The organism is Paractinoplanes deccanensis (genome assembly GCF_016862115.1).
GTDB classification, from domain to species: domain Bacteria; phylum Actinomycetota; class Actinomycetes; order Mycobacteriales; family Micromonosporaceae; genus Actinoplanes; species Actinoplanes deccanensis.
Genome location: NZ_BOMI01000067.1, coordinates 49,910 through 70,529 on the forward strand (window position 1 = coordinate 49,910; position 20,620 = coordinate 70,529).

24 protein-coding genes and 1 pseudogene are annotated in these 20,620 nt (G+C 73.3%); 15 read left to right on the top strand and 10 right to left on the bottom strand.

The window, feature by feature from the left end:
• Positions 1-26: 26 nt before the first annotated feature.
• The 4 genes from Ade02nite_RS18085 (at position 27) to Ade02nite_RS18100 (ending at position 3,580) form a co-directional block, all read left to right on the top strand.
• Complete coding sequence (locus tag Ade02nite_RS18085; RefSeq protein WP_203764318.1) at positions 27-239, top strand: RNA-binding S4 domain-containing protein; 213 nt, start codon at positions 27-29, stop codon at positions 237-239.
• Positions 240-375: 136 nt separating this feature from the next.
• Positions 376-1,740, top strand: coding sequence for an ABC transporter substrate-binding protein (locus tag Ade02nite_RS18090; RefSeq protein WP_203764320.1), 1,365 nt, complete (start codon positions 376-378; stop codon positions 1,738-1,740).
• A gap of 2 nt (positions 1,741-1,742) precedes the next feature.
• Positions 1,743-2,699, top strand: coding sequence for a carbohydrate ABC transporter permease (locus Ade02nite_RS18095; RefSeq protein ID WP_203764322.1), 957 nt, complete (start codon positions 1,743-1,745; stop codon positions 2,697-2,699).
• A complete protein-coding gene (locus Ade02nite_RS18100; protein ID WP_239168851.1) occupies positions 2,696-3,580 on the top strand; it encodes a carbohydrate ABC transporter permease in 885 nt (294 codons plus the stop codon). The genes Ade02nite_RS18095 and Ade02nite_RS18100 overlap by 4 nt, the downstream gene beginning before the upstream one ends.
• Before the next feature lie 288 nt (positions 3,581-3,868).
• Here the strand turns inward: Ade02nite_RS18100 and Ade02nite_RS18105 are convergent, their stop codons facing one another.
• Positions 3,869-4,111 carry a hypothetical protein gene (locus tag Ade02nite_RS18105; RefSeq protein ID WP_203764324.1) on the bottom strand — a complete coding sequence of 81 codons (243 nt, stop codon included), beginning with the start codon at positions 4,109-4,111 and terminating at the stop codon, positions 3,869-3,871.
• Between Ade02nite_RS18105 and Ade02nite_RS18110 the strand changes: the two genes are divergently transcribed.
• Positions 4,110-4,385: a hypothetical protein gene (locus tag Ade02nite_RS18110; protein WP_203764326.1), complete on the top strand. Its 276-nt coding sequence runs from the start codon at positions 4,110-4,112 to the stop codon at positions 4,383-4,385. The two genes, Ade02nite_RS18105 and Ade02nite_RS18110, sit on opposite strands and share 2 nt — an antisense overlap.
• Positions 4,386-4,501: 116 nt before the next feature.
• On the top strand, positions 4,502-5,254 hold the full coding sequence (locus Ade02nite_RS18115; RefSeq protein ID WP_203764340.1) for an ATP-binding protein: 753 nt from the start codon (positions 4,502-4,504) through the stop codon (positions 5,252-5,254).
• Here the strand turns inward: Ade02nite_RS18115 and Ade02nite_RS18120 are convergent.
• Positions 5,251-5,905: pseudogene (locus Ade02nite_RS18120) on the bottom strand (response regulator transcription factor). The gene Ade02nite_RS18115 and the pseudogene Ade02nite_RS18120 overlap by 4 nt on opposite strands.
• Positions 5,902-7,194 (bottom strand): sensor histidine kinase, encoded by a 1,293-nt coding sequence (locus Ade02nite_RS18125; protein WP_203764342.1) that lies wholly within the window; start codon positions 7,192-7,194, stop codon positions 5,902-5,904. Before Ade02nite_RS18125 ends, Ade02nite_RS18120 begins: the two are co-directional and overlap by 4 nt.
• Positions 7,195-7,323: 129 nt before the next feature.
• On the opposite strand from Ade02nite_RS18125, the gene Ade02nite_RS18130 reads away from it, so the two are divergent.
• The 4 genes from Ade02nite_RS18130 to Ade02nite_RS18145 are packed head-to-tail and all read left to right on the top strand — an operon-like array spanning position 7,324 to position 10,794.
• Positions 7,324-7,881: a hypothetical protein gene (locus Ade02nite_RS18130; protein WP_203764344.1), complete on the top strand. Its 558-nt coding sequence runs from the start codon at positions 7,324-7,326 to the stop codon at positions 7,879-7,881.
• Positions 7,878-8,930 carry a peptidoglycan-binding protein gene (locus Ade02nite_RS18135; RefSeq protein ID WP_203764353.1) on the top strand — a complete coding sequence of 351 codons (1,053 nt, stop codon included), beginning with the start codon at positions 7,878-7,880 and terminating at the stop codon, positions 8,928-8,930. The genes Ade02nite_RS18130 and Ade02nite_RS18135 overlap by 4 nt, the downstream gene beginning before the upstream one ends.
• Positions 8,927-9,613, top strand: coding sequence for an ABC transporter ATP-binding protein (locus Ade02nite_RS18140; protein WP_203764356.1), 687 nt, complete (start codon positions 8,927-8,929; stop codon positions 9,611-9,613). The genes Ade02nite_RS18135 and Ade02nite_RS18140 overlap by 4 nt, the downstream gene beginning before the upstream one ends.
• Positions 9,610-10,794, top strand: coding sequence for an ABC transporter permease (locus Ade02nite_RS18145; RefSeq protein WP_203764359.1), 1,185 nt, complete (start codon positions 9,610-9,612; stop codon positions 10,792-10,794). The genes Ade02nite_RS18140 and Ade02nite_RS18145 overlap by 4 nt, the downstream gene beginning before the upstream one ends.
• Before the next feature lie 14 nt (positions 10,795-10,808).
• Here Ade02nite_RS18145 and Ade02nite_RS18150 read toward each other — a convergent pair whose 3' ends face one another.
• The 4 genes from Ade02nite_RS18150 to Ade02nite_RS18165 form a co-directional block, all read right to left on the bottom strand.
• A complete protein-coding gene (locus Ade02nite_RS18150; protein WP_203764362.1) occupies positions 10,809-11,444 on the bottom strand; it encodes a ribonuclease FAU-1 family protein in 636 nt (211 codons plus the stop codon).
• The gene (locus tag Ade02nite_RS18155; protein ID WP_203764365.1) at positions 11,445-11,792 is read right to left on the bottom strand and encodes a hypothetical protein; all 348 of its coding nucleotides are present in this window, start codon (positions 11,790-11,792) and stop codon (positions 11,445-11,447) included. It abuts the gene before it with no gap.
• A gap of 137 nt (positions 11,793-11,929) precedes the next feature.
• On the bottom strand, positions 11,930-12,223 hold the full coding sequence (locus Ade02nite_RS18160) for an STAS domain-containing protein (RefSeq protein ID WP_203764367.1): 294 nt from the start codon (positions 12,221-12,223) through the stop codon (positions 11,930-11,932).
• Entirely contained in the window at positions 12,189-13,250 is a 1,062-nt protein-coding gene (locus tag Ade02nite_RS18165) for a helix-turn-helix transcriptional regulator (protein ID WP_203764370.1), read from the bottom strand. The genes Ade02nite_RS18160 and Ade02nite_RS18165 overlap by 35 nt, the downstream gene beginning before the upstream one ends.
• Before the next feature lie 317 nt (positions 13,251-13,567).
• Between Ade02nite_RS18165 and Ade02nite_RS18170 the strand changes: the two genes are divergently transcribed.
• Genes Ade02nite_RS18170 through Ade02nite_RS18185 form a run of 4 tightly spaced genes read left to right on the top strand, consistent with a single transcriptional unit; the run spans position 13,568 to position 16,725 of the window.
• Entirely contained in the window at positions 13,568-14,215 is a 648-nt protein-coding gene (locus Ade02nite_RS18170) for a hypothetical protein (protein WP_203764372.1), read from the top strand.
• 41 nt (positions 14,216-14,256) lie between these two features.
• Positions 14,257-15,084 (top strand): alpha/beta hydrolase, encoded by an 828-nt coding sequence (locus Ade02nite_RS18175; protein ID WP_203764374.1) that lies wholly within the window; start codon positions 14,257-14,259, stop codon positions 15,082-15,084.
• Positions 15,057-16,043, top strand: coding sequence for a sigma-70 family RNA polymerase sigma factor (locus Ade02nite_RS18180; RefSeq protein ID WP_203764377.1), 987 nt, complete (start codon positions 15,057-15,059; stop codon positions 16,041-16,043). Before Ade02nite_RS18175 ends, Ade02nite_RS18180 begins: the two co-directional genes overlap by 28 nt.
• Before the next feature lie 52 nt (positions 16,044-16,095).
• Complete coding sequence (locus Ade02nite_RS18185; RefSeq protein WP_203764379.1) at positions 16,096-16,725, top strand: histidine phosphatase family protein; 630 nt, start codon at positions 16,096-16,098, stop codon at positions 16,723-16,725.
• On the opposite strand, the gene Ade02nite_RS18190 is transcribed toward Ade02nite_RS18185, so the two are convergent.
• Entirely contained in the window at positions 16,715-17,173 is a 459-nt protein-coding gene (locus Ade02nite_RS18190; protein WP_203764386.1) for an HAD domain-containing protein, read from the bottom strand. The two genes, Ade02nite_RS18185 and Ade02nite_RS18190, sit on opposite strands and share 11 nt — an antisense overlap.
• Complete coding sequence (locus Ade02nite_RS18195; RefSeq protein ID WP_438870989.1) at positions 17,173-18,075, bottom strand: AraC family transcriptional regulator; 903 nt, start codon at positions 18,073-18,075, stop codon at positions 17,173-17,175. The genes Ade02nite_RS18190 and Ade02nite_RS18195 overlap by 1 nt, the downstream gene beginning before the upstream one ends.
• Positions 18,076-18,140: 65 nt before the next feature.
• Here Ade02nite_RS18195 and Ade02nite_RS18200 point away from each other — a divergent pair, with 65 nt between their 5' ends.
• Positions 18,141-19,058 carry an SDR family NAD(P)-dependent oxidoreductase gene (locus tag Ade02nite_RS18200; protein WP_203764400.1) on the top strand — a complete coding sequence of 306 codons (918 nt, stop codon included), beginning with the start codon at positions 18,141-18,143 and terminating at the stop codon, positions 19,056-19,058.
• Here Ade02nite_RS18200 and Ade02nite_RS18205 read toward each other — a convergent pair.
• A complete protein-coding gene (locus Ade02nite_RS18205; protein ID WP_203764402.1) occupies positions 18,986-20,608 on the bottom strand; it encodes a glycoside hydrolase family 10-like protein in 1,623 nt (540 codons plus the stop codon). The genes Ade02nite_RS18200 and Ade02nite_RS18205 overlap by 73 nt on opposite strands.
• Between the last annotated feature and the right edge of the window lie 12 nt (positions 20,609-20,620).

Genomic DNA, 20,620 nt, shown 5'->3' on the forward strand with positions numbered 1-20,620 from the left:
GTCGCGGCACGCGGCATGATGGCCCCATGCGAGACGTTCCCATCGACGGCGACATGATCAGACTCGGACAGTTCCTCAAGCTCGCCGACCTCATCGACACCGGGGGAGAGGGCAAGGTCCTCATCGCCTCCGGGGACGTGACCGTGAACGGCGAGGTGGACACGCGCCGGGGCCGCCAGCTGCACCCGGGTGACGTCGTCGCGGTCTTCGGCAACGAGGCGCGGGTGACCTCCAGTTAGGACGTCCGCCCCATCCGCTTTTGCCCGTTCCTTCAACGTAACGTGACGAACGGTTGACATTGTGTCGATCTCAGGCATCTACTGAGGTCCGGTGTAACCGGCGTCACAGGGCGCCGGGCCTCGATGGGGAGGCCCCATGTCAGGCAGGCAGATCCGCGCTGTGCTCGCCGCTTCCGCCGTTGCCACGCTGGCCCTGACCGGGTGCGCCGGCTGGGGTGGCGGCCCGGGCGGCGGCGGCCCGAACAGCATCAACGTCCTGATGGTGAACAACCCGCAGATGATCGATCTGCAGCGGCTCACCGCCGACCACTTCACCCGTGAGACCGGCATCAACGTCAACTTCACGGTGCTGCCCGAGAACGACGTCCGCGACAAGATCAGCCAGGAGTTCTCCAGCCAGGCCGGGCAGTACGACGTGGCCTCGCTGAGCAACTTCGAGATCCCGATCTACGCGAAGTCGAAGTGGATCGCCCCGCTCGACGGCTACGTCGCCGCGGACACCGCCTTCGACCAGGGCGACATCCTCGCGCCGATGACCCAGTCGCTGACCGCCGACGACGGCAAGCTCTACGGAGAGCCCTTCTACGGCGAGTCGTCGTTCCTCATGTACCGCAAGGACGTGCTCGACGCGGCCGGCGTCCAGATGCCCGCCGATCCGACCTGGCGGCAGGTCGCCGAGATCGCCGCCCGGGTCGACAACCGACAGCCCGGCATGCGCGGCATCTGCCTGCGCGGCCAGCCCGGCTGGGGCCAGATCTTCGCCCCGCTGACCACGGTGGTCAACACCTTCGGCGGCACGTGGTTCGAGAAGGACTGGACCGCCAAGGTCGACGCGCCCGAGTTCAAGCAGGCCACCCAGTTCTACGTGGACCTGGTGCGGGCGCACGGCGAGAACGGCGCCCCGCAGGCCGGCTTCACCGAATGCCTGAACAACCTGATCCAGGGCAACGTCGCGATGTGGTACGACGCCACCAGCGCCGCCGGCTCGCTCGAGGCGGACGACTCCCCGGTCAAGGGCAAGATCGGGTACGTGGCCGCGCCGGTCGAGCGGACGAAGTCCTCCGGCTGGCTCTACGCCTGGTCGTGGAGCATCCAGCAGGCCAGCGAGAAGAAGGACAACGCCTGGAAGTTCATCTCGTGGGCGTCGAGCAAGCAGTACGAGGAACTGGTCGGCCGGCAGGTCGGCTGGTCCAGCGTCCCCGCCGGCAAGCGCGCCTCCACCTACGAGAACCAGGACTACCTGGGCGTGGCGTCCGCCTTCGCCGAGCCCACCAAGGCCGCGATCGAGAGCGCCGACCCGCGCAACCCGGGCGTGCAGCCGCGTCCCGCGATCGGCATCCAGTTCATCGACATCCCCGAGTTCACCGACCTCGGCACGCAGGTGTCGCAGTACGTGAGCTCGGCCATCGCCGGCCAGATGAGCGTGGACGAGGCGCTGGAACGCGGGCAGCGGCTGGCCGAGGACGTCTCCGAGCGTTACCAGTCACGGCAGGAGGGATGACCATGACTTCCGTCGCCGAGAAGTCCCGGGCCGGCACCGCCGAGACACCGCCACCCGGCGTGGCCCGCCGCACCTCCGCCTGGGCGCGCCGCGCGCCGCTGATGCCCGCCCTGATCTTCATGATCGTGGTGACCCAGCTGCCGTTCGTGGCCACCCTGGTCATCTCGTTCATGGACTGGAACGCGTACTACCCCGACGAGCGCGGCTTCGCCGGCTTCGACAACTTCGTGCGCGTGTTCACCGACGTGAACATGCGCGACGCGGTGTGGACGACGATCCTGCTGACCGCCGGCGTCGTCCTGATCAGCCTGATCCTGGGCCTCGGCATCGCCCTGCTGCTCGACCGCAAGTTCCGGGGACGCGGCGCGGTGCGCACCATGATGATCGCGCCGTTCCTGGTCGTGCCCGTGGCGGCCGCGCTGATCTGGAAGCACGCGCTCTACAACCCCGAGTACGGCCTGTTCAACGGCGCGCTCACCTGGGTCTGGGGCCTGTTCGGCTCGGACAACCCACCCCAGCCCGACTGGATCAGCAACATGCCGCTGTGGGCGGTCATCTTCTCGCTGGTCTGGCAGTGGACCCCGTTCATGATGCTGATCCTGCTCGCCGGCCTCCAGGGCCGCCCGCTCGACGTGATCGAGGCGGCCCGCATCGACGGCGCGAACAACTGGCAGATCTTCACCAGCATGACGCTGCCCCACCTGCGGCAGTACCTGGAGCTGGGCGCGCTGCTCGGCTCCATCTACATCGTCCAGAACTTCGACGCGGTCTTCACGATCACGTCCGGCGGCCTCGGCACGGCCAACCTGCCGTACACGATCTACCAGATCTTCTACCAGGCCCACGACTACGGCAGGGCCTCGGCCGCCGCGGTCGTGGTCGTCCTCGGCACCATCATCATCGCGACGTTCGCCCTGCGTACGGTCTCGTCGCTCTTCAGGCAGGAGGCGGGTCGATGAGCGTCACCACCACCGGTCCCGTGCCCGCCACGCGCGACCAGCGCGGCGAGCCCGTCAAGAAGCGCCGCGAACGCGGCGGCGCCTGGCTCACCCTGCTCGCCTGGGTGGTCGGCATCCTCTTCGTGCTGCCGGTCCTCTGGATGGTCCTCACGTCGTTCCACTCCGAGGCCGACGCCGCGACCAACCCGCCGTCCGTCTTCGCCCCGCTGACCCTGGAGGGCTACCGCGAGTTCTTCTCCGGCGGCGCCTCACCCTGGCCGCCCCTGCTCAACTCGCTCACGGCGAGCATCGTCTCCACGGCCCTGGTGCTCGTGCTCGCCATCCCCGCCGCGTACGCCCTGTCGATCAAGCCCGTGCAAAAGTGGAGCGACGTCCTGTTCTTCTTCCTCTCCACCAAAATGCTCCCCGTCGTCGCGGGCCTGCTGCCGCTGTACCTGTTCGCCCAGAACACCGGCCTGCTCGACAACATCTGGCTGCTGATCGTCTTCTACACGTCGATGAACCTGCCCATCGCCGTCTGGATGATGCGCTCGTTCCTCTCCGAGGTCCCCGTCGAAATGCTCGAAGCGGCCTCCATGGACGGCGCCGGCCTGATCAAGACGCTGCGCTCGGTCATCGCCCCCGTCGTCACCCCCGGCATCGCCGCCACGGCGCTGATCTGCTTCATCTTCAGCTGGAACGAGCTGCTCTTCGCCCGCGTGCTGACAGCCACCGTGGCGGAGACGGCACCCGTCTTCCTGACCGCCTTCGTCACCAGCCAGGGCCTGTTCCTGGCCCAGCTGTGCGCGGCCGCCTTCGTGGTGTCCCTGCCCGTGCTGGTGGCCGGCTTCGCCGCCCAGGACAAGCTCGTCCAGGGTCTTTCCCTGGGCTCGGTGAAATAGAGCCTTCCCTCCGCCCCCTCGAAGAAAGGTGGCCGGCCCGCTTCGCGGACCGGCCACCCGGCGCGTCAGACACGCCGCGGCGCCGAGTCAGGCAACTGGTCACCGGTCGATCGTGGCCTGGCGTCGGTAGCGGTGTGGTCGCACGGCCATAGCGCGGCGAACCCTGGAGCCCTGGCGGGCTGCGCCGGCCCGACCGCTCCCGCCCCGCACGAGACAGAACGTTCGTTCTGTCTCTCGGCACGCCGGAGCAGGGGCGCGCCCAGAGGTGGACAGAACGTTCGTTCTCGCTTAGCGGAGCGCGCTCGGTCCGGCGAACCCCAGCGAGCCGTCGACGGTGCGCAGCGTGTCGGTGCGGGCCCATCGTTCCCAGGCCCGCGCGGACGGGTTGCGCGACTCGAACGCCGGCGTGGCACCCGGCAGGAGCGCCCGGTGCAGGTCGTCCAGCGCGCGGGACCAGTCGGCACGCGGAGTATGCCCGAACGGCGGGCATGCACCGGGCGGCGTGCGCCGAACTGGTGCATAGTGAGTCATGGGCACCCATGACGAACAGCATGATCGCGCGGCGGAGTCCTTCGAGAGCCTGGCGGATTCCGCGGAGATGGCGGCGCGTACGGCGGAGATGAGCGCGCGCGTCCACGACCAGATGACCGACCGGGTGGCCGGGGCCGCCGAGCACGCCGAGCGGGACCGGACGCTGGCCGCGGCGGAGTGGGAGGCCGCGGCGGCGTACCGAGCTCATGAGGTGCCGCCGGACGAGGTGCGCGAGACCATCCGGCGCGCGGGGACGCCGCAGGACGCCGGCTGACGTCCTGCCGACAGTTCCCGCCGGCCGGCGCTTGACCTGCGGCGTCGCCCGGCGGTCGGGAAGTTGCCCCCTACCGGGGATTGGCCGCCCCACGAGGGCCGTGATATGCCCGGTCCGTGGGTCGACAAGCTGACGTCGAGGCGGTCACGGCTGTCCTGGACCATGACACCGGCATCATCGAGATGGCGGTGCGGGGACGCTGGAACCGGCAGGTCTGGCTCGAGTCGTACCGGATGATCAACAAGTGTCTCGCGGGCCATCCGGCGGGGCTGGTGCTCGACCTCTCCGCCTTCGAGGATCCGCGGGGCGCGAGCACGTCGCTGTGGCTGACCGCGGCCGCGCAGGGCGAGCGCATGGAGCCGCCCGTGCCCGTCGTGGCGTGCATGGCCTCCCCGCAGCTGGCCGTGGGGCTGCGGCACATGCCCGGATACGCGTCGATCCGCTCCGCACGCACCGCGATCACCAGCCATCGGACCACGACCTCGCAGGTGCGCCTTCAGCTGCATCCCCGCCCCTCGTCGGCGGCCACCGCCCGCCAGCTGGTGACCGCGGCCTGCGAGGAATGGGGCATGCCGTTGCTGCTGCCGAGGGCGCGGCTGGTCGCCACCGAGCTGGTCGGCAACGCCGTGGTGCACGCGGGCACGCCGATCGACGTGGTGATCTCGCATCGCGGGCAGGTGCGCCGGCCGGTCACCCGCCGCAGCCCCTACCTGCACCTGGCCGTCTACGACCGCAGCCCCCGCATGCCGGCGACCGGCGACGGGCGCGGCCACGGGATGCGCATCATCACGGCGGCCGTGCAGGGCTGGGGCGCCCTGCCCACCCGCGAGGGCAAGGTCGTCTGGGCGATGCTGCGCGAGCAGGACTAACGCGGCGCCAGCCCGCACTCGTAGCCCACGATCACCGCCTGCACCCGGTCGCGCAGGCCCAGCTTGCCCAGGACGCGGCCGACGTGGGTCTTGACGGTGCTCTCCGAGACGAAGAGCGCGGCGGCGATCTCGGCGTTGGACAGGCCGTGGGTGACCAGCGCCAGCACCTCGCGCTCCCGGGTGGTGAGGGCGGCGAGCCGATCGGCGGCGGCCGCGCGGGACGGGCTGCTGCCGAGGTAGTGGGCGATCAGGCGGCGGGTCACGCTGGGCGCCGCCACCGCCTCGCCGGCGGCGACGACCCGTACCGCCGAGATCAGGTCGTCGGCGAGCGCGTCCTTGAGCAGGAACCCGCTGGCCCCGGCACGGAGGCCGGCGAGCACGTACTCGTCCAGGTCGAAGGTGGTCAAGATGATGACCTTGGGGGGGGTGGGCGGCGGACCGCAGGCGGCGGGTCGCCTCGATGCCGTCGAGGCCCGGCATGCGCACGTCCATCAGCACGACGTCCGGCCGGGTGCGCGCCACCACGTCCAGCGCCTGGGCGCCGTCGGCCGCCTCGCCGACCACCTCGATGTCGCCGGTCTCGTCGAGCACCAGCCGGAAGCCGGTGCGCACCAGCGTCTGGTCGTCGACCAGGACCACCCGCACGCTCACCGGTCGGCCGCCAGCGGATCGCGGACGGTCAGCGGCAGGGTCGCGGTCACCCGGAACCCGCCGCCGGGGTCGCGGCCGGCCGCCAGGTCACCGCCGAGCATGGACACCCGCTCCGCGATGCCGCGCAGGCCGTTGCCCCGCCCGTCCGCGCCCTCGGCCGGGCCACGGCCGTCGTCGGCGACCTCGACGAGCAGCCGTTCGGCGCCGAACGCGAGCCGCACCCGCGCACCGGCGCCCGGGCCGCCGTGCTTGAGCGTGTTGGTCAGAGCCTCCTGCACGATGCGGTACGCCGACAGGTCGACCGTGGCCGGCACGGCCGCCGGAACGCCCTCGACGTGCAGTTCGACCCGCATGCCCGCGGAGCGTGACCGGTCGACCAGCGCCGGCACCGCGCCGATGCCGGGCAGCGGCGCGAGCTCCGGGTCGCCGGCCGTGTCGCCGCGCCCCGCGGCGAGCAACCGGCGCATCTCGGCGAGCGACGAGCGCCCGGTCTCGATCACGTGCCGCAGCGCGGTGGCCGTGCGGTCCGGATGGCGGTCGAGGGCTGCCGCCGCGCCCTGCGCCTGCACCACCATCACGGACATGCCGTGGGCCACGACGTCGTGCAGCTCGCGGGTGATCCGGGCGCGCTCGGCCGCGACGGCGAGCGCCGCCCGCTGGCGCTCCTCGCGGGCCAGGTCGGCGGTCCGCTGCTCGACGGCCGCCAGGTGGGCGCGCCGGCTGCGCATGCCGTCGCCGGCGGCGACCGCGACCGCCAGCAACAGCCACATCTCGAGCACCGCCTGGCCGGCGTCGGCCAGCGCGTCGGCCGAGAACCGGTGGCCGGCCACCGGCGCCGCCTGCTTGCCGGACAGCTTCGCCTCCCGCCGCTGCACGTCCGCGCGACCGGTCAGCATCGCCGCGTAGGTCAGGAGCATCGTGACGCCGAGCAGCGCGAGAGCCGTCCGCCGGCGGCGGGCGACCGTCGCCACCGTGTAGAGCACCAGGGGCAGCGCCAGGTCGAGCAGCTGGAGCTTCGTCTGGAGGACCAGATGGCCGGCGGTGCCGGCGGTGGCGAGCACCAGCGCCGCGACGGGCCGTTGCTGCCGGAGCAGCACGCCGGCGAGAACCAGGCCGGCGAACAGCCACCACGGGGCGTCGACCGGCACGCCGAGGCGCTCCAGGAGGCCGAGCCCGGGCTTGCCGTCGACGAGCAGCCCGGTCCCCGCGCCGGGCCCCAGGGTCAGCGCGAGGAGCGCCAGCGCCAGGGCGGCGTCGACGAGAAAGCGGCGCGGCACGAACCGGGGCACGCCCTCATCGTAGGAAGCGCGGGCGCTCGCGGCGTCCGACTCAGGTGCTACATCCGTGGTACGACCGGGGCGCGGAAGGACCGACCGCGGGCGGACGAGATGGGCCCTCGCCGGGGCCACCGTGGAGCCATGACAAAAACGACGTCCACTGTGCTGATCACCGTACTGCTCGGGGCCGTCCTGTCCGGATGCGACTCGGGCGACCCCGCAAGCCCTTCGCCGTCGGCCTCCGCCGGCCGGCAGGAGCTGCTGGCTCTGGGCCAGGAATGGGTGCAGTGCCTGCGCGACAAGGGCCTGACCCGGATGCCCGACGCGGACCTCACCCCCGAGGGCTATCTGCAGTTCCCGCCGCAGGACGGCTACAACTGGAAGGACGACCTGCGCACCCGTCCCGCGATCATCGAGGCGTGCAAGGCGATCGAGGACCGGTATCCGGCGAACGCCTTCCGCCCGCGTCAGCAGTTCTCCGCCGACGACCTGCGCAAGCTCGCCGAGTTCGCCGAGTGCGCCCGGCGCAACGGTCTGCCCGGCTTCCCCGACCCGAACGCCCAGGGCGAGTTCGATCTCGGCGGCACCCCGTTGGCGAACGGCGTGCCCGGCGACAAGATCAACCACGTGTCGGAGGCCTGCCGGACCGTCTGGGACGGCGACGTCCGGATCACCGGTGGCAACGAGGTGAAGAAGTGAGGCGGGTGACCGGCGCCGCGCTCGCGATCGTGGCCGTCGCACCGCTCGCCGCCGGGGTGGCGTACGCGTCCCGTGACGAGCCGGAGGCCCCGGTGGCCGAGGTGGCCACCGGCACCGCCGAGGTGGTGCGCGGCACGCTGAGCCGGCGCCTCCAGATCGGAGGCATGCTCGGGTACGCCGGCTCGTACGCCGTCGGTCATCGCGGCGCGCCCGGCGTGCTCACCGCGGTGCCGGGGCCCGGCGAGCGCGTCGGCCGCGGCGGCATCCTCTACCGGGTGGCCGACGTGCCGGTGCGCCTGCTGCTGGGCGCCGTGCCGGCCTATCGCGACTTCCGGTACGGGATGAGCGACGGCCCCGACGTCCGCCAGCTCGAGCAGAACCTGGTCGCGATGGGCTTCGATCCCGATCGGCGGATCACCGTGGACCGGCACTTCGGCGCCGCGACGGCCGCGGCGATCCGGCGGTGGGAGAGATCGTGGGGCCGGCCCGCGTACCGCCGCACCGGACGGCTCACCCAGGCCCAGGTCGTCTTCCTGCCCACCCCGCTGCGGGTCACCGGATCGCCGGTGCGCCCCGGCGCGACGGCCGGGCCCGACGCGACCGTGCTCACCGGCACCTCCACCACCCCGGCCGTCGTCGCCCAGCTCGAGACCGCCGACCGGGGCGCCGTGCGGGCCGGCGACCGGGTCGAGGTCTCGCTCCCCGGCGGCGGCCCGGTGCCCGGGCGGGTCACCTCGGTGGGCGATGTGGCCGCGGCACCCTCCGAGGGCCCCGCCACGGTGGCCGTCACCGTCGCCGTCCGCCTGCCCCGCGGCTACGGGCTCGACCAGGCGCCGGTGACGGTCGACATCGTCACCGACAGCCGGCCCGGCGTGCTGCTCGTGCCCGTCGCGGCCCTGCTCGCCCGGCCGGGCGGCGGCTACCAGGTCCGGCTCGCCGGCGGTGTGCCGGTGCCGGTCGAGCCGGGCGCCTTCGACGACGGCAGCGGCCAGGTCGAGATCGTCCGGGGACTGACCGCCGGCCAGACCGTGGAGGTGCCGGCGTCATGACCGCGGTGCTCGAGCTCGCCGACGTCCGTAAGGTCTATCCCGGCACGCCGCCGGTGGAGTCGCTGCGCGGCGTCACCTTCACCGTCGACGCCGGGGACCTGGTCGCGGTCGCGGGACCGTCCGGCTCCGGCAAGACCACGCTGCTCCACGTCGCCGCCGGCCTGGACCGGCCCACCGGCGGGTCGGTGCGCATCGCCGGTGAGCCGGTGGAGAAGCTGGGCGACCGCCGTCTGTCCGCCGTGCGCGCGTACCGCCTCGGCGTGGTCTTTCAGCAGTTCGTCCTGATGGAACGGCTGAGCGCGCTGGAGAACGTGGCGACCGGGCTGCTCTATCGCGGGGTGCCGGCCGAGCAGCGCCGGGTGGCCGCCCGCGCCGCCCTGGAACGCGTCGGGCTGAGCGGGCGCGCGGACTTCCGCGCCGCCCATCTCTCCGGCGGCGAGCGGCAGCGGGTGGCGATCGCCCGCGCGCTGGCCGGCCGGCCGGCCGTGGTGCTGGCCGACGAGCCCACCGGCAACCTGGACTCGGCGAGCGGCGAGGGCGTCGTGGCGCTGCTGCGCGAGCTCAACGCCGGCGGGGTCACCATCGTGGTGATCACGCACGACGAACGGGTCGCCGCGGCCATGCGGCGGCGCGTCGAGCTGCGCGACGGCGTGGTCGTCCGGGACACCGGGAGGCCGTCGTGAGGTCCCGCCTGCGCGCCGCGGACCTGGTGCCGGTCGGCACCGTCGGCCTGCGCTCCCGGCCCGGCCGGGCGGCGCTGTCCATCCTGGGGGTGGCGATCGGCGTCGCCGCGATGGTGGCGGTGCTCGGGGTGACCCGGTCCAGCCACGCCGACGTGCTGTCGCGCATCGACCGGCTCGGCACCAACCTGCTCACGGTGGCCAACGGCAAGACGCTGCGCGGCGCCGAGGCCGAGTTGCCGGTCACGGCGGGTGCCGCGGTGGCCCGTACCGACGGGGTCCTCTCCGCGGCGGCGACCGCGACCCTCGACGTCCGCGTCTATCGCACCGACCGGATCCCCAGCGGCCGGACCGGCGGCCTGTCCGTCCGGGTCGCCGATCCCGCCCTGTTGTCCACGTTGGACGGCACCATGACGCACGGACGGTTCCTCGACGCGGCGCTGGCCCGCTACCCGGCGGTGGTGCTCGGCCACTACGCGGCCACGGTCTTGGGCATCCGGGACGTCGCCGACCGTCCGCGCGTCTATCTGGGCGAGCGATGGTACGCGGTGGTGGGCCTGATGGCGCCGATGGAGCTGGCGCCCGAGCTGGACGCGGCCGCGCTGATCGGCGCCCCGGCGGCGACCGCCGACTTCGGCTATCAGGGCAACCCCACGAGGATCTTCGTACGGGCACGGACCGACCGCACCGACGAGGTGGCCGGGCTCATCGGGCGGGCCGCCAACCCCGCTCATCCCGAGGAGGCCGCGGTGAGCCGGCCGTCGGAGGCGCTCACCGCCCGGCTCGCCGTCGCCAGCGGCACCACCGTCCTGCTGCTCGGCCTCGGCGCGGTCGCGCTGCTCGTGGGCGGCATCGGCATCGCCAACGTGCTGGTCGTCTCGGTGCTCGAGCGGCGCACCGAGATCGGCCTGCGCCGCGCCCTGGGCGCCACCCGGCACCACGTCGCGGCCCAGTTCCTGCTGGAGTCCCTGGTGCTCGGCGCGGCCGGCGGCGCGGCCGGGGTGCTGCTGGGCGCCGCGGTCACCTCCGCGATGGCCACCGCCCGAGGCTGGCCGGTCCTGGTGCCGGCGACCGCCGTCGGGGCCGGCCTCGCCACGGCCGTGGTGATCGGGGGATGCGCCGGCCTCTACCCGGCGCTGCGAGCGGCGCGGCTCTCACCCACCGAGGCCCTGCGCACCGTCTGACCGAGCGGGCCGGCTCAGGGACCGGCGAGGTGCGGCCGGTCCCAGTCGCCCGGCAGGCTCACCGGCTGCCAGGCGGGGTCGGGGCGGTACGAGGTGAAGCGCCCGTCGAACGGCGGCTCGCCGGCGGCCGCGCGCGCGATCAGCTCCTCGCCCGTGCGGTGGATCCCGGCGGCCTGCGACGCCGGCCAGCGCCCCGGGCGGCCGGTCAGCTCGGCGAACTCGTCCTCGTCCTTCCAGCGCGCCACGCGATCCGGGGTGATCACCACGTCGAGGGCGCGGTCGCTGCTGTCGACCCCGCCCGCCCACCGCACGCGCGGCGACTCGAGGTTGACGTACCAGCCCTCGAAGTCGCCCTCGCCGGTGAAGAACCACCAGACCGACCAGTCGCCGCGCGCCGGGGCGAACTGCACGATGCCGGGGCCGCGCCAGGTGGTGCGCTCGCGGACGCGTTCGACCTCGAAGCGCTCGCGGACGGGCCGGTCGCGCAGGGGACGCCCGTCGACCGGGACGGACTCGATCTGGGGTGAGCCGGGGCCGATCCAGAGCGCCAGGCCGTCGCCGTCGTCGGCGATCACCCGGCCGGTGCGGACGAAGCCCGCGCGCCCGTCACGGCCGTAGCGGTAGAGGATCTGAGTCCCGTACGGCCACATCTAGCTCTTGCCGAGGCTGAACTGGAGGCGCCAGCCGGCCTCGGCGAGGGCGGACGTGTGATGGGCGAGCACCTGCTCGACGCTGCGCGTGTCGCGGCCCTCGGCGGCGCGGCCGACCTCGACGTCGAGCTCGGCGAGGCCCTGGTCGAGCGAGGCCATGTAGGTGGCCCACTCGCGCTCGCCGGCCAGGTCGCACTTGTCGTGGGCGCGCTCGAGCTCGTCGCGCAGCTTGCCGAGAGAGGCGCGGATGGGCGCGGCGTACGCGGTGTGCCGCGCCGCGAAGGTGCGCTCGGCGCCGCTGACCCGTCGGACGACCTTGTCGACCCGCTCCTGCTTCACAGATGTCACCGCGCCACGTTACGACCCCTCGGCGCCGTACCGGAAGATTCCCGGTGAACAGAGAGTGCTTCCTCACGCACGTAAACGGAATCGCGCCCCGACGCGTCGCCGAGCCGCCGCGCACGCCAAGCGGGTGCGCCTCGCCCTCACAGAGTGACGACCAGCTCCGGGCAGACGCAGCGGATCACCCAGTCGACCACGTTGCTCTTGTGAACCAGCACCACCTGAGTGCTCTCCCGCAGGCTCATGATCTCGCGGACGCCGGGCACGCCCAGGAACGTCACCCCCGCGAGGTCGAGCTCGGCCGTGCGCACCCCGCCGGTGATCGCCTTGGCGGCCTCGGCCCGCAGGCGAGGAGCCGTGGCGGCGTCCAGCTCGCCCATGACAGTGATCCGGACAGTGGCGTCACCCTTGCGGACGCTCGTGACCAGCATTCCCATGAACGCCAGCCTGCGGGACCGCCCCGGCCTTGCGTATCGGAAGAAATACCGATGCCGGAATGTAGAGCCCGGCCCGCAGCGCCCGGGTCGCCGCGACCGTGCGGGACGTGACGCCCAGCTTGGCCATGACGTGCTCGATGTGCGTGACGGCCGTCCGCACGGTCACGTAGAGCGCCTCGGCGATGCCCGCGTTCGTGTACCCCTCGATCAGCAGCCCCAGCACCTGCAACTCACGCCGGGTGAGGCCGGTGCCCGGCGGCGGCGAGATCAGCAGTACGGCGCGCAGGTGCCCCGGCGGTTGCGGCGGGCACGCGAGCGCGGTCACCCGGACCACCCGGTCACCGTCCGGGCACAGGAACGACCCGCTCACCTGCCCCTCCGCAAGCACGGCGAGGGCCGCCCGCGTCGTCGGCGAGTCCGGGGTCAGCAGCCGGTGGCCCGGCAGGCCGGCCAACTCCAGCGTCTCTCCCGCACGCGTGAGCACCCGCCCCGCCACAGCGTCGGCCACCACCTCCGCCAACGCCGACACCGTGCGCAGCGGGTCGACCGCGTGCGCGATCAGCGGCACCAGCCGGTGCAGCACCATGCGGTTCTCGTCCGACAGCGGGGCCGACTCGCTGTTCGCGATCAGCGACCCGAGGAACCGCCCGTCCGAGGTGAACAGACCCACCCCGAACCCGTCCCCGAACCCCGCCGGCAGCAGATAGTCGCGCCACACCGGCACGGTCTCCGGCGGTACGGGCACATCCTCCACCCGCACCGGCAGCGCGTTGCGCCGCAGCCCCACGGTCTCCAGATCCACCGCGAACTCGACCCCGCGCATGTACTGCCGCATCTTCTCGGGATAGCCCTCCCGAGCCAGCGTCACCTGCCGCCGCCCCACCGGATCGAACAGCGTGACCGCCGCCGCGTCGAACGCCATCAGCCTGCGCACCGGCTCCAGCAGCGCCCGAGCACGCTCCTCGGGCCCCGCCGCGAGCGTCGCCACAGCCGAGATCTCGGCAGCCAGGGTTCTTTCGGACAGCACGTTTCCCTCCGGAGTCGCCGGCCCACCCACGCCATCTTCGAACGCCGCGGCGCCCACTCGAAACACAGTCACCCGACCGTGTGGCTGACGCGTCCGCCGCCGCATTTCGCAGAACGAACGTTCTGTCCACCTCTGGGCGCGCCTCTGCTCCGGTGTGCGGGGAGGCAGAACGAACGTTCTGTCCACCTCTGGGGCGCCTCTGCTCCGGCGTGCCGACAGGCAGAACGAACGTTCTGTCCACCGTCCGCCGCCACCCGAGGCGCGCGGTGCGCCCGCCATGACAGCGGATTCTGTCGATGTCGGCTACGGTCGCGCAGATGGGGCACACGGGTGCTGACGGGCGAGGCGGCATGGCGCGGGTGCAGATGCAGGCGAGCCGCTGGGCGGCGGCAGCGGCGATGATGATGGCGCTGGCCGGATGCGCCGCCCCGGGAACCGGCCGGCCCGGCTCCACGCCGGCGAGCGCCGTCACCGTCACCGTCACCGGAGAGATGCGGGCTCCATCCGCCGGCGCCGTCCCGCGGTCCGCGATGCCCGCGTCCGCAATGCCGCTGCCCCCGCCGCGGCGTGATGAGGCGACCTGCGCGCGGGGCGCCCTGCCACGCCCCACGGTGGACCCGTCCGCCTCCTTCGACCTGAACGACGCGCGGGAGCGCGCACGCCGGGCGCTGGCCCAGCAGAACCCCCCGACCGCCCGGCGCGGCGTGGTGCCGGAGGCAGCCGTCCCCGGCGCCGAGGCGTGCGTCCACGCGCTGCGCATCCAGTTCTCGCTGCTCGAAGCGGCCGGCAGCGAACGGCCCGACCTCGGCGCGGCGCTGCGCTCGGCCGGCCTCACGCAGATCGTCGTCGCGTCCCCGTCGTTCGCGGCGTCCACCGGCTCCGCCTGCCTCTACGGCACGCTCACCCCGGCCGGCCCCACCTTCGCCATCGGCCCGGTCACCGCCGGAAAACCCTGTTCCCCGTGACGCACCGATTCCTTTCGGGCGCCTCCGCTGTCTGCACTCACATGGACGCGATACGAGAGATGTACGCCCGCTGGGCCGCCGGCGACATGGGGCAGGACGACCAGTGGGGCGATGTGACCGCCGAGCCGCGCGGCGTGGACTATCTGGAGGTGTCGGCGGCCGGTGTGCCGGCGATGTGGCTCGTCCCGCACGGCGCCGCCGACGGCGCGGTGATCGTCGCGCTGCACGGTGGCGGCTTCGTGGGCGGGTCGCTCTACACCCATCGCAAGATGTACGGGCACCTCGCGAAGGCGGCCGGCGTGCGGGTCCTGCTCGCCACGTACCGGCACACCCCCGAGTTCCGGTTCCCGGCGCAGATCGAGGACGCGCTCACGGCGTACCGCTGGGCCCTGGACCATTCCCGGAGGGTGGCACTGGCCGGCGACTCGTCCGGCGGTGGCCTGGCCGTGCAGGTCGCCCTGCGCGAGCCGCGCGTGGCCGCGCTGGCGCTGCTGTCGCCGTGGATCGACATGGACCCTGAGCAGACCTCGATCTCGTACGAGGTGAGCGCCGGCACCGACCCGTTCTTCACCCGCCCGATGGTGCGCGCGCTCATCGAGCAGTACCTGCCCGACGGGATGAGCGGCCTGGCGCCGGAGGTCAACGCCTTCCACGCCGACCTGTCCGGGCTGCCGCCGGTCTACGTGCAGTGCGGCGGCGACGAGAGCGGCCGGGGTGACAGCGAACGGCTGGCGAAGCTGACCGGTGCCCGGCTCGACGTCTTCGAGGGACAGCAGCACACGTTCCAGATGGCCGCCGGGCGCGCACCGGTGGCCGACGAGGCGATCGGGAGGCTGGCCGCATGGGTGCGCCCGAAGCTGGGGCTCTGACCGAGGCGTTCGAGGCGGAGCGCCGCGGGTTGCTCGCCCACGCGTACCGGATGCTCGGGGCCTTTCACGAGGCGGAGGACGTCGTGCAGGAGACGTACGTGCGCGCGCTGCGGGGGTGGGGCAGCTTCGAGCGGCGGTCGTCGGTGCGGACGTGGCTCTACCGGATCGCCACGAACGTCAGCCTGAACGTCATCGAGGACCGGGAACGGCGCGCGCTGCCGCCGCGGTTCGAGCCGTTCCCCGCCGACCCGCTCGACGTGGTGACCGAGCGGGAGAGCGTACGGCTCGCGTTCGTGGCCGGGCTGCGGCACCTCGCGCCCAGGCAGCGTGCCGTCCTGCTGTTGCGCGAGGTGCTGACCCTGTCGGCGGCCGAGACCGGCGACGTGCTGGGCATGTCGGTGCCGGCCGTGAAGAGCGCCCTGCAACGCGCCAGGGCCCGGCTCGCCGAGGTGGCCCCGGCCCGCGACGACGTGCTGGACGCCTCGTCGCCGCGGGCTCGCGAGCTGCTGGCCGCCTACATGGCGGCGTGGGAGGCGTCCGACCCGGGCGCGTTCCGCGAGGTGCTGCGCGCGGACGCGGCCATCGACCCGGTCGGCGCGCCCGTCTCGTACACCGGCCGGGAGGCGTGCCTGGCCTTCGCCACACCGTCGATGGGCGTGCCGGGGGAGTGGCGGATGGCGCCGGCCGAGGCCAACGGCCAGCCCGCCGCGGTGGCGTGGTTCCGCGGCGAGCCGTACGGCGTGGCCGTCCTGACGGTCGCCGAGGACGGCATCGTGGTGATCACGCTGTTCGGCGACCCGTCGCTGGCCGAGACCTTCGCGCCGGAGGGAGAGCCGCGCGCGGGTCGGTCGACGCCGCCGGCCCCGAGCGCGGCCACCAGGCCGGTCAGGGCCGCCCGTTCCGCGACCTCGCCGGTCGTGCAAGTGCGGGCGTCGACGCGGCGCAGGGCCTCGTCGTAGCGCTCGGCCGTGAAGCCGCGACCTGGCATGGCACCGCCTATGGTGTGCGGCTGTGCGCACCGTTTATGTCGTCGCCCATCCCGAGGCCGCCCACCACCTGGAGAACGTCGTCGGCGGCTGGCACGACTCGCCGCTGACGCCCGCGGGCCGGCGGGCCGCCACCGCCATCGCGGGAGCTCTGCGTGAGGTCGTCCCCGCCGGCTCGCGGGCCGCGCTCTTCTCCTCCGATCTGCGGCGGGCACGGGAGACCGCCGCCGAGGCCGGCCGGGTGCTGGGCGCCGCGCCGGCCTTCGATCGGCGGCTGCGGGAGAAGTCGTACGGCGTCGCCGAGGGTCGGCCGCAGGCGTGGCTCGACGCGAGGTTCGTGCCGCCGCCGGCGGTGGGCGACCGCATGAACCACCACGAGGGCGTCGACGGAGCGGAGACCAAGGCGGCCTTCGCGGAGCGCGTCTACGCGGCGATGGACGACATCCTGCGGCAGCCCGGCGAGCACGTCGTCGTGGTCACCCACGGGTTCGCGCTGACCTTCGTCGTCGCGGCGTGGATCAAGATGCCGGTGGAGTCGCTGGGCTACGTCAATCTGCGCGCGCCCTCGGGCAGCATCACGACGCTGCGGGAGGACGACTACTTCCACAACCGCCAGGTCGTGGCTCTCGGCGACACGCGGCACCTCACGCCCTGAGCCAGGAGTGGACGGCCGCGAAGTCGGCCGGTGTCAGGCCGGTGCGGGGGTCGACGCGGTGCGGCAGGGCGCGGCCGGGATGCTGGTTCTCGATCCACCAGCGGTCGGTCTCGGTGATCTCGTCGTCGAGCCAGATGAACGGGCGGCCGGCGGCGTGGGCGGTGATCGGGGCCGTCTTGCAGTGCAGGCCGTGCAGGGGCGGGCGGGACGCGGCCGGCGGGTCGAGGACCGGCAGCGTGGGCAGGCCGAGGCGCGGGGCGATCACGTCGTTGGCCTCGGCGAGCCAGGTGGTGGCCCAGACGAGCCGGCACGACAGCGCGAGCAGCGCCGGACCGTCGGCGGGGTTCAGCCGGCCCAGCAGCGGGTTCGCCGGGTCGGCGGGGGAGAGGGCGCGCGGGCCGAACGGTAGCAGGACGCCGTCGACGTCCAGGTAGAGGAGCGCCCGCACTAGTAGCGGCTCCGGTAGGCGCGGGGCGTCTGGCCGGTCACACGTTTGAAGGCGGTGCTCAGGGCGCTCTCCGAGCCGTACCCGACCTGGTGGGCGATGGCGGCCAGGGTGCCGTCGGAGCGGCGCAGCCGGGCGGAGGCGAGTTCGATGCGCCAGTGGGTCAGGTAGTCGAGGGGGCCCTGGCCGACGGTCCGTTTGAAGCGGGCGGCCAGGGTGGAGCGGGAGACCGCCGAGACGGCCGCGAGTTCGGCGACGGTCCACTGGTGAGCGGGGCGGGCGTGCAGGGCGCGCAGGGCGGGGGCGACCACGGGGTCGGCGAGGCCGGCCAGCCAGCCGGTGGGGGTGTGGTCGCGCAGGTGCAGGCGGAGCAGGTGGATCAGCATCACCTGGGCCAGGTGGTCGGCGACCAGGCCGGCGGCGGGCGGGTGGTCGCGCAGTTCGGCGTCGATCTGGTCGAGGGCCCAGCGGACGGTGGCGGCGGCGGGGGAGGCGCCGGGCACGTGCACGACGGGTGGCAGGGCGTCGAGCAGCAGGTCCTCGGCGCGTTCGCCGAAGCCGAAGCGGCCGCCCAGGATGAAGACCTCGTCGGCGGTGCCGACGCGGGCGACGCCGTCGACGGCGGCGGCGAAGACCGGGTGGGCCGGCTCGGGCGGGAGGTCCGGGGAGCTGGCGAGGACGAACGCCCGCGGGCGGGTGAGCAGGAAGCAGTCGCCGGCGGCCAGCGGGATCTGCTCGCCGTCGACCATCAAGAAGCATGCTCCCCGCCGTACGGCGTTGAACTTCACGGCGGGCGGCGGGTCGAAGGCGAGCGCCCAGGGACCGCCGGCGGCCAGGCCGACAGAGAGGTGACTCGTGGTGCCGACGAGGGCGAGCACGTCCTCGAGAGGGTCCGCGGTTTGGATGCTCACGAAACTATCCTGGACTCTGAACTATTCATCGTCCAGCCGCCCGGGCCGAGACTGGGAGCATGACAGACATCACGATCCCGTTCAGCGCCGCCGGCACGGCCGCCGAGGTGCTCGCCGGCGTCGACCTGACCGGCAAGCGCGTCCTGATCACCGGCGGCACGTCGGGGCTCGGCGAGGCGGCGGCGAAGGCCCTGCGGGACGCGGGCGCCGAGGTGGTCACGCCGTCGCGCCGCGAGCTCGACCTCGCCGATCTGGAGTCCGTGTCCGCGTACGTGCGGAACTGGACCGGCCAGATCGACGCGCTCATCGCCAACGCGGGCATCATGGCCGTGCCGGAGCGCCGTACCGCCGCCAACGGGTGGGAATTGCAGCTCGCGACGAACTTCCTCGGGCACTTCGCGCTGATCCGAGGGCTCGCCGGGCACTTCACCGCGGACGCCCGGATCGTGCTGGTCAGCTCCGGCGCGCAGCTGCGCGCCGGCGTGGACTTCGACGATCCGCACTTCGAGCGGCGCCCGTACGACCCGTGGGTGGCGTACAGCCAGTCGAAGGCGGCCGAGGTGCTGCTCGCGGTGGCGCTGAGCCGGCGCGGCATCACGGCGAACGCGATGACCCCGGGCCGCGTCCACACACGGCTCCAGCGGCACATCGACGCGGCGACCATGCGGGCGATGGGCGCCATGGACGACGACGGCAACCTGATCCACGCCGACGGCTTCAAGACCCCGGAACAGGGCGCCGCCGGCGAGGTGCTGCTCGCCGCCTCGCCGCTGCTCGCGGGCGTCTCCGGGGCCTACCTCGACGAGGACAACCAGATCGCCGAGGTGGTCGCGGGCGGGCCGGAGCCGCTGATGGGCGTGGCCGCCTGGTCGGTCGACCCGGCCGCCGCGGACCGGCTGTGGGACTACGCCGAGACGGCGATCGGCGCGCTGGCCGGGCCCTCGTTGCCCGACCTGTCCAGCGCCGACAGGCAGTAGGTGGCCGCTCCGGGCGGCGGCGCGGGGTCGGTGACCTCGGTGCCGCCGCGGCCGGTGGCGACCAGGTCGGCCGTCTTGCCGTCCACCCGGTAGAGGGCCCAGCCGGTGGCCGAGCTCGACGCCTCGAAGCGCACGGCACCGTCGTCGCCGCGCGTGCCGGCGATCAGCCGCGGCGCGGGCGGGGGAGCGGCCGGGAGCTGCTTCATCACCGGGACGAGGGCGGGCGCCGCGTAGTGCTTGTCGCGGTAACGCGTCACCGCGCCGAGCCGGTCGGCCCGGACCTGCTTGGCGCTGTAGTGCACCTGGCCCTGCACGCCGTACCTCTCGTTGAGGGCGAGCTGCCGGTCGAGCTCGGCCGGGTCGCTCCATCGGCCCTCCTCGCCGACGCGGTAGTCGGCCTGCCCCACGTAGAGCTGCACGCCGGTGCCCTTGACCAGCGCCGACCACCACGGGAGCAGCTTGGCGTAGTCGGCCTTGCCGAAGCCGGCGTACCAGTAGAGCTGCGGCACGATGTAGTCGAGCCAGCCCTCGCGCACCCACTTGCGCGTGTCGGCGTAGATGGCGTCGTACGCCTCGAGGCCCTTGGAGTCGGAGCCGGCCGGGTCGCTGGCGCTGTTGCGCCAGATGCCGAACGGGCTGATGCCGAACTTCACCCAGGGCTTGAGCTCCTTGATCCGCGCGTCCATCTCGCGGACCAGCGTGTTGACGTTCTCGCGCCGCCAGTCGGCCCGGGACTTGCCGCCGCCGTACTTGGCGTAGCTCGCGCCGTCGGGGAAGTCCTGGCCCGCCACCGGGTAGGGGTAGAAGAAGTCGTCGAAGTGCACGCCGTCCACGTCGTACTTCTCGACCGCCTCGAGCATCGAGTCCTCGACGAACTTGCGCGCCTCGGGAATGCCCGGGTCGAAGTAGAGCCGCGCGGCCTTGCCCTGGGGGTAGGCCAGGGCCCACTCGCTGTGCTGGATCAGCGGGTGGTTGGGGGCGAGCTTGCGGAAGTCGGCGCCGGGCCCGGACGGCGCCGGCTGGGTGCCTCGGTACGGGTTGAACCACGCGTGGAACTCGAGGTTGCGCTTGTGGGCCTCGTCGACCATGTACGCCATCGGGTCCCAGCCCGGTGACTTCCCGTCGCGCTTGCCGGTGAGCCACTCGGACCAGGGCGCGTACGCCGAGGGCCAGAACGCGTCGCCCGACGGCCGCACGTGCACGAAGATCGCGTTGTGCCGCTGGGCCACGGCGAGGTCGAGCCAGCCCTGGTACTCCGCTTTGACCTGCGCCTCGGGCAGCCCCGGCCGGCTCGGGAAGTCGATGTTGATGACGGTGGTGAGCCACATGCCGCGCAGCTCCCGAGTGGCCCTCGTCGGCACCGTCCCGCACAGGCCCGCGCTGGAGGCGGCGGCAGTGCCGGAGGGTGTGGGAAAGACGGGCGCGGAGTAGGCGGCGGGCGCGGAATAAGTCGCCGCTCTCAGCAGTCCCAGGCCCAGGACCGAGGTCGCGATGACGACCGCGGTGAGGATCAGGGTCAGTCGTACGGGTGGGCGGCGGACGCGGAGCATGGGGACCAGTGT